The sequence below is a fragment of the Micromonospora sp. RTBAU3-60 genome, from assembly GCF_054963695.1.
This window is the reverse complement of sequence record NZ_JBUEGB010000004.1, coordinates 1-11,714: the sequence shown is the minus strand read 5'-3', so window position 1 is coordinate 11,714 and position 11,714 is coordinate 1. Positions and strand designations below refer to the sequence as shown.

12 protein-coding genes and 1 tRNA gene are annotated in these 11,714 nt (G+C 73.5%); 6 read left to right on the top strand and 7 right to left on the bottom strand.

The window, feature by feature from the left end; genetic code table 11:
- Positions 1-23: 23 nt before the first annotated feature.
- Positions 24-572: a type 1 glutamine amidotransferase domain-containing protein gene (locus ACY34I_RS05370; RefSeq protein WP_462753029.1), complete on the bottom strand. Its 549-nt coding sequence runs from the start codon at positions 570-572 to the stop codon at positions 24-26.
- Between the two features lie 133 nt (positions 573-705).
- Here ACY34I_RS05370 and rfaE2 point away from each other — a divergent pair, with 133 nt between their 5' ends.
- Positions 706-2,562 carry a D-glycero-beta-D-manno-heptose 1-phosphate adenylyltransferase gene (rfaE2, locus tag ACY34I_RS05365; protein ID WP_462753027.1) on the top strand — a complete coding sequence of 619 codons (1,857 nt, stop codon included), beginning with the start codon at positions 706-708 and terminating at the stop codon, positions 2,560-2,562.
- Positions 2,559-3,443, top strand: a complete 885-nt coding sequence (locus tag ACY34I_RS05360; protein WP_462753025.1) for a glycosyltransferase family 2 protein — start codon at positions 2,559-2,561, stop codon at positions 3,441-3,443. Before rfaE2 ends, ACY34I_RS05360 begins: the two co-directional genes overlap by 4 nt.
- A gap of 28 nt (positions 3,444-3,471) precedes the next feature.
- Here ACY34I_RS05360 and ACY34I_RS05355 read toward each other — a convergent pair whose 3' ends face one another.
- From ACY34I_RS05355 to ACY34I_RS05345, 3 genes are read right to left on the bottom strand one after another with little or no spacing between them, the layout of a single operon-like run.
- Positions 3,472-4,578, bottom strand: coding sequence for a glycosyltransferase family 9 protein (locus ACY34I_RS05355; protein ID WP_462753023.1), 1,107 nt, complete (start codon positions 4,576-4,578; stop codon positions 3,472-3,474).
- 7 nt (positions 4,579-4,585) lie between these two features.
- Entirely contained in the window at positions 4,586-5,125 is a 540-nt protein-coding gene (locus ACY34I_RS05350; RefSeq protein ID WP_148797804.1) for an Hsp20/alpha crystallin family protein, read from the bottom strand.
- On the bottom strand, positions 5,122-5,628 hold the full coding sequence (locus ACY34I_RS05345; protein ID WP_462753020.1) for a DUF2231 domain-containing protein: 507 nt from the start codon (positions 5,626-5,628) through the stop codon (positions 5,122-5,124). The genes ACY34I_RS05350 and ACY34I_RS05345 overlap by 4 nt, the downstream gene beginning before the upstream one ends.
- 163 nt (positions 5,629-5,791) lie before the next feature.
- Between ACY34I_RS05345 and ACY34I_RS05340 the strand changes: the two genes are divergently transcribed.
- From ACY34I_RS05340 to ACY34I_RS05330, 3 genes are all read left to right on the top strand, one after another.
- On the top strand, positions 5,792-6,409 hold the full coding sequence (locus tag ACY34I_RS05340; RefSeq protein WP_462753018.1) for a pyridoxamine 5'-phosphate oxidase family protein: 618 nt from the start codon (positions 5,792-5,794) through the stop codon (positions 6,407-6,409).
- A gap of 124 nt (positions 6,410-6,533) precedes the next feature.
- The gene (locus tag ACY34I_RS05335; protein WP_462753017.1) at positions 6,534-7,208 is read left to right on the top strand and encodes a hypothetical protein; all 675 of its coding nucleotides are present in this window, start codon (positions 6,534-6,536) and stop codon (positions 7,206-7,208) included.
- Positions 7,209-7,296: 88 nt separating this feature from the next.
- A complete protein-coding gene (locus ACY34I_RS05330) occupies positions 7,297-7,833 on the top strand; it encodes an SRPBCC family protein (RefSeq protein ID WP_462753015.1) in 537 nt (178 codons plus the stop codon).
- A gap of 241 nt (positions 7,834-8,074) precedes the next feature.
- Here ACY34I_RS05330 and ACY34I_RS05325 read toward each other — a convergent pair.
- A tRNA-Thr gene (locus tag ACY34I_RS05325) sits at positions 8,075-8,148 on the bottom strand.
- A gap of 135 nt (positions 8,149-8,283) precedes the next feature.
- On the opposite strand from ACY34I_RS05325, the gene ACY34I_RS05320 reads away from it, so the two are divergent.
- Positions 8,284-10,020 carry a metallophosphoesterase family protein gene (locus ACY34I_RS05320; protein ID WP_462753013.1) on the top strand — a complete coding sequence of 579 codons (1,737 nt, stop codon included), beginning with the start codon at positions 8,284-8,286 and terminating at the stop codon, positions 10,018-10,020.
- Positions 10,021-10,141: 121 nt separating this feature from the next.
- On the opposite strand, the gene ACY34I_RS05315 is transcribed toward ACY34I_RS05320, so the two are convergent.
- The gene (locus ACY34I_RS05315) at positions 10,142-10,981 is read right to left on the bottom strand and encodes a PSP1 domain-containing protein (RefSeq protein ID WP_462753011.1); all 840 of its coding nucleotides are present in this window, start codon (positions 10,979-10,981) and stop codon (positions 10,142-10,144) included.
- 288 nt (positions 10,982-11,269) lie between these two features.
- A partial coding sequence (locus ACY34I_RS05310) for a hypothetical protein (protein WP_462753009.1) occupies positions 11,270-11,714 on the bottom strand: 445 nt, incomplete at its 5' end.

Sequence of the window (11,714 nt, the reverse complement as noted above, 5' to 3'; positions counted from 1 at the left end):
TCATGATCAATGAAAGACGGCGGTCAATGCCGACCCTCGGCGAACTCCTCGACGAGCTTGGCGCAGAAGGCGGGGAGGTCGTCGGGTTTGCGGCTGCTCACCAGGCCGTTGTCGGTGACCACCTCCTCGTCGACCCAGGCCGCGCCGGCGTTGGTGAGGTCGGTACGCAGGCTCGGCCACGAGGTGATCCGGCGGCCGCGCACCACGTCCGCCTCGACCAGCGTCCACGGGCCGTGGCAGATCACCCCGACCGGCTTGCCGGCGGTGAAGAACGACTTCACGAACCGGACCGCGTCCGGGTCGGTGCGCAGGAAATCCGGGTTGGCCACGCCGCCGGGCAGCACCAGCGCGTCGTACGCCCCGGCGTCCGCCTCCTTCGTCGTCACGTCCACCTCGTACGTCCGGCTCTGGTCCAGGTGGTTGACGGACTGGATCGAACCGGGCCGCACCGAGACCAGCTCGACCCGCGCGCCGGCCTTCTCCACCGCCTCGCGGGGCTTCGTGTACTCGACCTCCTCGACGCCGTCGGCGGCCAGGAAGGCGATGCGCTTGCCCTGCAGTGTCGCTGCCATGGTGGTCTCTCCTCTCCAGGGGGCTCCGACAATCCGTGCCCGGGCTCAAGCGGGCGAAACCGGGCGCCGGACGTGGCTCGGACCGCACCGGTGGGCAGGTTTGGGCGGACCGGCTCGGGGGACCCGGAGGGACATGGCAGGAGCAGCAGCCGAAGAGCGCCGGCTCGCCAAAGTGGTGGAGAGCTGGCAGGGGCGTCCCGTGCTGATCATCGGGGACGCCATGCTGGACGAGTGGCGGTTCGCGGAGTCCGAGCGGCTCTGCCGGGAGGCCCCCGCTCCGGTCCTCACCCTGCGCCGACGTACCTCCGCCGCCGGTGGCGCGGCGAACACGGCGGTCAACGTCTCCGCCCTCGGTGGTCGGGCCGTGCTGGTGGCGCCGGTCGGGGCCGACGCGGCCGGCGACGAACTGCACGACTGCCTCGACCGGGCGGGCGTCTGGGACCGGACGGTCAACCAGCCCGGGCGGCAGACGCCGGTGAAGCGGCGGATGCTGGCCGGCAACCAGATCCTGCTCCGCGAGGACTCCGGCGAGCCGGAGGACCCGCTCGACGACGGCGGGGTGGCCCACCTGCTCACCGCGCTGCACTGCGCGACCGAGGAGCTGAAGGCCGTCGCCGGCGGGCGGCCGCTCACCCTGGTCGTCTGCGACTACGGCCTGGGCGCGCTGCCCCGGGCGGTCCGCGCCTGGCTGGTCGCCAACCGGGACCGCTACGCCACCGTGGCCCTCGACGCGCACGACCTGGCCGACTGGCGCGGCCTCAACCCGACCGTGGTGACCCCGAGCTTCGCCGAGGCGACCCGCCTGCTGGCCCGGGCCGCCGTGGGCTTCGGCGGCGGCAGCCGTACCGCCGCGCGCGGCACCACGGCCGGTGACCTGCACCTGGACCACCCGGCCGATCCGGTCGACGGCCCCTCCGAGCTGGTCGTGGGCGCGGCGCCGGGCGGCGCGGGCGAGCGGATCGCCGGCACCCCGCACCCCACCTCCGGCGCACCGTCGACCGACCAGGCCGGCGCGGCTCGCCCCGGCCCGACCGGGGAGCCCACCCCGGGCGAGGAGCGCGTCGCGCTGACCGGGGACGGTGTCAGCGTGACCGGCACCGGCGTCACGGTGAACGCGGCGGCCGGCGACGGCGTGGACCGGGCCATGCTGGCCGAGTCGCGCCTGGCCGAGCTGCGCGCGCACACCGGCGCGGACGTGGTGGCGGTGACCCTGGACACCGAGGGCGCGGTCGTCGGCGGGGCCGACGGCGAGCCCCGACGCAGCCACAGCACCCCGGTCCCGGCCAGCCACGCCGTGGGCGCCGGGGACGCGTACCTCGCCGCGATGACCCTGGCGCTGGCGGCGGACGCGAGCCTGCCCACCGCCGCCCAGCTCGCGCAGCTCGCCGCCACCATCACCGTCTCCGATACCGGCACCTGCGTCTGCCGGCGGGAGGACCTGCTGGGCGCGTTGGGCGCCGGCCCGGAGCAGACCGGCCACCCGAGCCTGGTCGGCGCCGAGGAGCTGACCGCGATCGTCGAGGAGCACCGCCGGGCGGGGCGCTCGATCGTCTTCACCAACGGCTGCTTCGATGTGCTGCACCCGGGGCACGTCCGCTACCTGACCCAGGCCCGCGCGCTGGGCGACCTGCTGGTCGTGGCGGTCAACTCCGATGACAGCGTACGGCGGCTCAAGGGACCGGACCGGCCGGTCAACCCGGTCGAGGACCGGGCCGCGCTGCTGGCCGCCCTGGAGTGCGTGGGCCACGTGGTGGTCTTCGAGGAGGACTCCCCGGCGGCGCTGATCGAGGCGGTCCGCCCGGACGTCTACGTCAAGGGCGGTGACTACCCGCCGGAGATGGTCCCGGAGGCGCCGCTGGTCCGCCGGCTGGGCGGGCAGGTACGCACCCTCGGGTACGTGCCGGACCGCTCCACCTCGGCGATCATCGACCGGATCCGGGCGCAGCCGGTCACGCCCACCGTCGGTGGCAGTACGGGCAGGCCGGCGTGAACCGACCGCTCGACCCCGGCACGCCGGACGGGTTCCGCCAGCCGCGGCTGCTCGACGTGCTGATCCCCACTCGCAACCGACCCGCCGAGCTGGCGGTCACGCTCTCCGGGCTGGCCGCGCAGGAGGGCGTGCCCGATTTCGGAGTGGTGGTGAGCGACCAGTCCGACAACGGACCGGCGTACGCGCACCCGGCGGCGGCCACCATGGTCCGGGCGGTGCGCCATCGGGGCCACCCGGTGCTGCTGACCCGACGGCTGCCCCGGCGGGGGCTGGCCGAGCACCGGGCGTACCTGCTGCGCCAGTCGACGGCTCGGTACGTGCTCTGCCTCGACGACGACGTCTGGCTGGAACCGGGCACCCTCGCCCGGCTGGTCACCGCGATCCGCGAGCTGGGCTGCGGGTTCGTCGGCAACGCGGTGCACGGCCTCTCCTACGCCGACGACGTACGCCCGGAGACCCACGCGCACTACGAGGAGTGGCACGGCCGGCCGGTCCCCGAGCGGGTCCGACCGGGTACGCCGGAGTGGGATCGGGCCGCCATCCACCCGGCGGCGAACCTGCTGCACGTCACCGAGAAGCTGCGGCTGCCGGCGGGGGCCTGGCGCGCGTACAAGGTCTCCTGGATCGGCGGCTGCGTGCTCTACGACCGGGCGAAGCTGATCGACTCCGGCGGCTTCGAGTTCTGGCGCCAGCTGCACGAGAAGCATCAGGGCGAGGACGTCGCGGCACAGCTCGCGGTGCTGGAGCGGCACGGCGGCGCGGGAGTGCTGCCCAGCGGCGCCTTCCACCTGGAGTCGCCGACCACGGTCACCGAGCGGGACGTGGAGGCGTGGGAGGTCGTCCTGGTCGACCAGCCCTCGGACACCCCACAACCGGCCTGACGCCCGGCCGTCGCCACGACACCGCCGGTCAGCCCGCCAGCAGCTCGCGGGCCGCCTCGACCACCTCGACGGCGGGCACGTCCGCGACGAACGAGTCCCGGTGCGGGCAGTCGCCGTCACCGGGGCGGTGCGGATAGATCCCCGGGGTGCAGTCGACGCCGCAGACCGGGCAGTGCGTGGTCCAGGAGGCGATCGGGCGGTGCCGGGCCCGCAGCGGCGTGGCCCCGTTGATCAGGTTGCCGACCCAGTAGACGCCCACCGTGGGGGCGCCGACCGCGGCGGCCAGGTGCAGCGGCCCGGTGTCGTTGGAGACCACCAGCGCGCAGTCGGCGTAGCAGGCGGCCAGCCCGCCCAGGGTGAGCGTGCCGACCTGCGGGCGGACCGGGACGCCCGCCGCCACGACCACCGCGTCCACCGTCTCCCGCTCGGCGGGGGTGCCGGTGACCAGCACCTCGTACCCGTCGCCGGCCAGCGCGCGGGCCACGTCGCCGAAGCGCTCCGGGGGCCAGCGCCGCCGGCTGTCGGTCGCCCCGGGGTGCAGCGCCACCCGGGGCCGCTCCGGTGCGCCGAGCACCTGCCGGGCCTCGGCCCGGTCGGCGTCGGTGACCGCCAGCGCCGGGGTGATCGTGGTGGCCGGCGCGCCGACCAGGGCCACCGCCTCCAGATAGCGGATCACCTCGTGCTGGTAGTAGACGTACCGGATCCAGCGGTCCAGCGGCGGCGCGCCCTCGGCCCGCAGCCCGGCGGTGACCCGGGCTTCCAGTCGGGTGATCAGCGGGTTGGAGTTGGCCCCACCGCCGTGCAGCTGCATCGCCAGGTCGAAGCGCTCCGCCCGGGCCGCCGCCAGGAAGTCCGCCAGCTCCGCCGGCGGCTCGTCCGGCCCGGCGTCCCGGATGCCGGGCGCGGGCGGCACCACCAGCACCCGGTCCACCGGGCCGGGGCGGTCGCGCCAGAGCTCGACGTGCCAGGGCGCGCCGAGCAGCACGATCTCCGCCCCCGGGTACGCGGCCCGCAGCGCCTCCAGCGCCGGCAGGACGAAGATGAAGTCACCGAGCGCGTTCGCCCGGAGCACGGCGATCCGCTCGACGTCGGGCACGCGCTCGCCGACCGGGCCGAGCACCGACGGGGTGGTCACGCGACCCCTACGGCCGGTCGAGCTCGTCGACCGTGGTGTCCGGGTGGTGCAGCTCCCGGTCCGCGGCCGGGTCCGCCAGCGTCCGCGTACCCACGGCGGTGGGACGGGGGCCGGTGCGGCCGACGGTGATGGTGCGCGGCGTGGGCCGGGCCGCCCGGGGCAGCCGCACCCGGAGCAGGCCGTGGTCCATCACCGCGTCGATCCGGTCGGGGTCCACCCGGGACGGCAGGTCCACCCGATACTCGAAGCCGCGCGTCTCGAAGCCGCCCTGGATGCCGTGGTCGGCGTTCACCTCCGCCTCCGAGCGGGCCCGGACGCACAGCTCCCGGTCGTCCAGCTCGACGGCCACCTCCTCCGGCGCCACGCCGGGCAGCCGGACGACGACCTCCCAGCCGTCGGCGGTCTCGGCCAGCTCCACCTCCGGCGGGCCGGCCCGGCCGCCGACCAGGCGGCGCAGCTCGGCGCGCAGCGACTGCAGCTCGCCCATCGGGTCCCAGCCCTGCTGCCGACCGCGCCAGAAGCCACGTACGCCGGACTGTTCCGTCATCGCACCTCTCCGATCCGCTCCGGTGCCGAGGGGGGTCGCAGCGAGCTCGGCGCGTTCAGGTCGGCCTCCGGGTCGACGCCCACGCCCAGCCGGTCCACCAGCTCGCCGCCGAGCCAGGCGCTGATCCCCAGGAGCCCCACGGCGACCACCTCGATGGCCAGCAGGGCGCCCCCGGCGGCCCGGTACTCGGCGTTGAGCCGGACCACCCAGACCGCCGCGAACAGCAGGATCACCGCGAGGTTGGCACCCGCGTGCGCGAGGCCGACCCGCTTGGCGCGGGTGCCGGTGGGCAGAGCGAGCAGGTCGACGGAGCCGGCTGCCGCGGCCAGCACGCCGCCGATCAGGCCGACCAGGATGTTCCAGTACGCGACCTCGCCGAGGAAGTTCGGCCCGCCCGCGGTGTCGATGACGTCGAAGATCACCGCGGTGACCAGGAGCGCCACCGGGAACATCACCAGCATCGGGTGCACGGGGTGACCGAGCACCTTCAGTCGGCTCTCCATCGGGCCTCCATCGGTCGCATCCGGGCGGCTGCGGGTTAGGCCGTACCCGGCCGACCCGGGGGCAAACCTCGCGTTCGGCGCGCACGCCTAGGCTGACCATGGCGGAAACCGGCCGGTCGCGGGCCGAAAACGCCATCGAGGCCAACGGACGGGGGAGGAATACGTGACGACGGAGATCACCTCAGCGGAGGAACTGAGCGACCTGCTCGGTACGCCGACGCGGCGGGCGCTGGACAAGGAACGCACCGTGCTGCACGCGCGGGACCGGGAGTGGCTGGCCGCCTCGCCGTTCTGCCTGGTCGCCACGGCCGGGGCGGACGGCAGCTGCGACGTCTCCCCGAAGGGTGACCCGCCGGGCTTCACCGTGGTGCTGGACGAGGCGACGATCGCCATCCCCGAGCGGCCCGGCAACCGCCGCGCCGACGGCTACCGGAACATCCTGGCCAACCCGCACGTCGGGCTGATCTACCTGATCCCCGGCCGCACCGACTCGCTGCGGATCAACGGGCGGGCCCGGCTGGTCCGCGACGCGCCGTACTTCGCCGACATGGTGGTCAAGGGGCACCGCCCGGTGCTGGCCGTCGAGGTGGCCATCGAGCAGATCTTCTACCACTGCGCGAAGGCGTTCCTCCGCTCCGAGCTGTGGCAGCCCGAGACGTGGCGGCCCGACGCCCTGCCCTCCCGGGCCCGCCTGGTCAAGGAGGTGGAGGCCCCGGCCGAGAACCTCGCCGACCTCGAACGCCACTACGGACCGGACTACGTGAGCACCATCTACTCCTGATCCCGGCTCTCACCCGGTGGCTCACGTTTCGGCGGGCGGCTGAGGGTACAGATCCAAGGGACGGCCCACCGCGTCACGCGGCGCTGGAACCCCTGGAACACAGGTCGAGAGAGGATGATGTGCGATGCCCACGAAGAACAGCTCGGGGCGCGGCAGCGGCTCGACCGCGACCACGAACCCGCCGGGCAACCAGACCCCGAACACCCCCGGCATCAACGAGAGCGACATCGCCCGGCTCAAGGTCGACGAGTTGCGCGGCCGGCTGCGCGACCGCGGCGTCACCGGCACCTCGGACCTGCGCAAGGGCGACCTGGTCAAGGCGCTGGTGAAGAGCCTGCGGGACGACGCGAAGAAGACCACCTCGGCGCGCGCCGGCGGCCGCGGCGCCACACCGGCCAAGAAGAGCACCTCGTCGGCGTCCGGCGGCGGCATCCGCACCGGGTCGCAGAACTCGAAGTCGCTGAAGTACGCCCAGGAGATCACCTCCGTGGACGACGAGCCGGAGCGGCCCGGCCGCAGCCTGGTCACCACCGACCACCAGGTGATCCGGCGCTGGGCCGAGGCACGCAAGGGCGTACCGGTCACGGTAGACGGCAGTGAGCACGACGGCCACCCGGGGGTGCTGCGGATCGACTTCCCGGCGAACGGCCGCGCGGACCGGTTGCGCGAGATCGGCTGGGAGGAGTGGTTCCGCACGTTCGACGAGCGGCGGCTCAACTTCATCTACCAGGAGGAGCGCTCCGACGGGCGGCAGAGCAACTTCTTCCGCCTGGAGAACCCGGATCGCGAGGACGGCTGAGCCGGCAGGCGTGGCATCCGTCTCGATTGAGCGCTCGCCCTCAGGGTACGGCTCTGATGACGGACGTCAGAACGACGAGGAGGAATCCATGACCACCAAGGTCGAGAAGTCCATCGAAGTCGACGTGCCGGTCAGCACCGCGTACAACCAGTGGACGCAGTTCGAGGAGTTTCCCCGCTTCATGGGCGGCGTGCACGAGGTGCGGCAACTCGACGACCAGCGGATGCACTGGGTCGCCGAGATCGGCGGCGTGAAGCGCGAATGGGACGCCAAGGTCCTCGAGCAGGTGCCGGACCGGAAGGTGGCCTGGGCGGCCACCAGCGGCGCCACCAACGCCGGTGCGGTCCACTTCCAGCCGATCGGCACCGACCGCACCCAGGTCCGGCTCTGCATGGAGTACGAGCCGGAGGGGCTGGTCGAGCAGGCCGGCGACAAGCTGCACATCGTGGAGAAGCGGGCCGAGGCCGACCTGGAGAAGTTCAAGTCGTACATCGAGAGCCGAGGCACCGCGACGGGCGCCTGGCGCGGCACCATCGACGAGGGCCGCACGCTCGGCACGCCCGGCGTGGAATATGCCGCGTCCTCCCTGGGTGACGACGGCAGGCCCCGCGCCTCCGAACGCTGACCAGTCACTTCCCTGCCAGAGTGAGCCCGGCGGGCCGGCCTTCAGGTCGCGCCCGCCGGGCTCGCTTCGTGGCTTGGCGTCCCTGGTCAGGGTTGTCCTCGGACACTGGGCTCCGCCAACCGGCTGGACGAGGCGGTCGCGGCGCGGGGATGCGGCTGTCTGAGACCGGCACTGCCACCGGCGGGGTGGTCGCCCTCGGGACACGGCGAAGCCCAGGCCGTTGACCTGGGCTTCTTCACCGAGCCGCCTGACGGAATCGAACCGTCGACCTACGCATTACGAGTGCGTCGCTCTAGCCGACTGAGCTAAGGCGGCAACGATCGTCAAGTGTACGGCACACCCCCGCCCGGAGCCGAACGGGATCCCCATCGTCGCCGAAGCGGACATCGAGGAGAAGTTCGGTCGTTCGCCGGGCAGCGCTCGCATCCGGTCGGGACTACCCTGCGGCGGGTGAGCGATGATCAGGTACCGCCGCAGCCGCTCCCCGAGGCGCATCCCGGTGAGCGGGCTACCCGCCGACCGCGCAGCCTCGACCCGCTGGAGCTCGGATTCACCCCGCGCAAGCCGGTCCCGTGGCTGGCGCCGTTGCTGCTGATCAGCACCGGCCTGCGTACCCTGCTGGCGATGCTGTTCGGGGCGTACCTGGACAAGCGGGAGCTGCAGAACGCGTTCGGCGACGACACGTTCCGGCAGGTCGGGCCGGACGGCGGGCTCTGGCTGGACTACGTGGCCGACCTGGGTGACGGCTTCGACGCGACGTACTCGGTCGCGTACCTGCTCGCCCAGCCGGAGCTGGCGGTCGACGGGCATCGGCTGCCCCGGGCGCAGACCCTGGTGATGGGGGGCGACCAGGTCTACCCGTCGGCGGCCTACGAGGCGTACGAGGACCGCTGCAAGGGGCCGTACCAGGCCGCGCTGCCGCTGGCCCCGCCGGAGCAGCCGACGCTCTTCGCGGTCCCCGGCAACCACGACTGGTACGACGGCCTGACCGCGTTCCTGCGGCTGTTCGTCCGGTCCCGGGACCGCCACTTCGCGGGCTGGGGGACCGGCCAGTCCCGGTCGTACTTCGCGGTGGAACTGCCGGCGGACTGGTGGCTGCTCGGCATCGACGACCAGTCCGGGTCGTACCTGGACGACCCGCAGCTCACCTACTTCGACGCGGTCGCCCGGAAGCTCACCCCGCAGTCGAAGGTGATCCTGGCGGTCCCGGCACCCACCTGGGTCAAGGCCGCGGATCACCCCACGGCGTACGACTCGATCGACTACTTCATCCGGACGATCATCGCGCCCACGGGGGCGCAGGTGCGGCTGCTGATCTCCGGCGACCTGCACCATTACGCCCGTTACACCGGCTCGGAGCGGCAGCTCATCACCTGCGGGTCGGGTGGCGCGTACCTCTACCCCACGCACACCCTCCCCGAGCGGCTGGAGGTGCCGCCGCGGGACACGCTCGCGCGCCGGTCCAGCCGCACCCGCGAGTACGACCTGGCGGCCCGCTATCCGGAGAAGGCCCGCTCCCGGCGCTACGGCTGGGGCATCTTCGCCCGGCTGCCGTTCCGCAACCCGGGCTTCACCACTCTGCTCGGCACCCTGCACACCCTGCTGATGCTGGCCATGGCCGGGGCGGTCGGGGCGAACCAGATGGGCACGACCGAGCAGCGGCTGTTCAGCGTCCCGCTGGTGATCATGCTGGTGGTGACCATGCTGAGCGCGGCGTTCTTCGCGAAGCCGCCGAGCGCCGGCGGGAAACGGCACGCCCGGCACTGGATCCTCGGTGTGACCCACGGGCTCGCCCACATCGCGCTGGCCGCCGGCGGCACCTGGCTCTGGCTGAAGCTGCCCTTCTACGACTGGCCGTGGCCGCTGCCGGTGGTCGCCGCGGCCGTCCTGTACGGGCCGGTGATCGGGCTGGTCGCCAGCCAGTTGGTGGCGCTCTACCTGCTGGTGGCCGGGTCGTTCGGGGTGAACGTCAACGAACTCTTCGCCGGCCAGGGCATCGAGGACTCGAAGGCCTTCCTCCGGATGCGGATCGACCCGGACGGCACGCTGACCATCTACCCGGTCGCGGTGGACAAGGTCTGCCACGCCTGGCAGCTGAACCCGGACCAGTCCCCCACCGCCTCCTGGCTGACCCCCAAGGCTCCCCTGGCCCCCCGCCTCGCCGAACCCCCCATCGTCCTCCACTGACCATCCGCCTCAGGTGCGTCGATCATGAGGTTGGCGGCAGGTGAAGAGATCAAACTCGCCGCCAACTTCATGATCGACGCGGCGAAGCGCGGGCCGGGCGCGGGGCGAAGCGCGGCGCTGGTCAGGGGTTGTAGTGCTGGTCGTGGGCCTGGCGGGGGGCGCAGACGGACGCGCGGCTGCACGAGCAGCGGGAGCCGTCGGCGTCCAGCCGGACGGTGACCGAGTCCCTGGGGACGCTGTGGCCGACCACCTTGCCGTCCCCCTCGGGCGTGGTGACCCGGCTGCCGATCGCCGGGGCGGACTCCTGGAACCGCTGGTAGAGCGGATGCTCGTACTTGAGGCAGCACATCAGCCGGCCGCACGCGCCGGAGATGCGCAGCGGGTTGAGCGGGAGGTCCTGGTCCTTGGCCATCCGGATGGTCACCGGCTCGAAGTCGGTGAGGAAGGTGGCGCAGCAGAGGTCCCGGCCGCAGGAGCCGATCCCGCCCTGGACGCGCGCCGAGTCGCGGGCGGAGAGCTGCCGCAGCTCGACCCGGCAGTGCAGCGTCGCCCCCAGGTCACGGACGAGCGAGCGGAAGTCGACCCGGTGCGGCGCGGTGAAGTAGACCGTGGTGCGGTCGCTGCCGGTGTCCGGCGTACCGAACACGTGGTCGACGGCCACCACCTTCATCGGCAGCCCGTGCTCGCGGATCAGCCGCTTGGCGGCCACCTTGGCGTCGGCCTTGCGCCGGCGCAGCAGCTCGTCGCGGCGCAGGTCCTCCTCGCCGGCCAGCCCGGCCAGCCGGGGGAAGCCGGCGGTGTCCTCGTCGACCCACTGCGCGGCCCAGACGCACTCGGCCACCTCGGGTCCCTCGTCGGTGGGCACCAGCACCCGGTCACCCACCTGCGGGCGCAGCTCGCCCGGATCGAGGTAGTAGAGGCGCCCGTACCGGTTGAAACTGACCGCGCAGAGCATGCCCATGGCCACCACCCTACGACGCCGCGCGGGTCGACGGCCGGCCGGCCGTCGCCGTCCGGTCACCCGGCGCAGCGATCCATGATTGTCGACTCGACCGAGCCGGCTCCAACCCGTCGTGTGGTTGATCCTCGCCCGGACGGCTGAAACATGAGCCCACCGGAGGACAAACGGCAGCCGACCGCGTTGAGTGAAGACAGACCTGCGGGGGGTGCAGGGGAAGGCCACGGCGTCGCCGCCGGAGCCCGGCCACGGCCGGTACGGCGCGCGGCGCCGTGAGCTTGCGCAAGGTGCTCAGTGGCCGACCCGGGTGGTGCCGCCGTAGCGGGGCCCGCCGGCCACCCGCTCCCGCCAGGTCGCCTCGGCCAGGCTCGGCGCCCACTGGCGCAGCAGCGTCTCCGCGCCGTCGTACGCCACCCCGAGCACGCCCAGCACCCGGACCGCGATCTCCGCCGCCGCCAGTGCCCCGGCCCCCTCACCGCCGCCACCGGGCCGACCGGCGGCGTGCACGGTGACCGCCTCGGCCGAGCGCAGCACGTCGGCCATGGCCCGGGCCAGGGCGAGCCGGCTCCCCTCCACCCAGTCGGCCAGCGCGTCGGCGTAGCCGGCGGTCGACTCCAGCCGCCCGACCAGGCTCTCCGGCCCCTCGTCCAGATGGCGGAGCAGGGCGCCACGGGCCTCGTCGTACGCCGCAGCGGCCGGCCCGGACCAGGCGACCGGGTCGGCGAGCAGGGCGCAG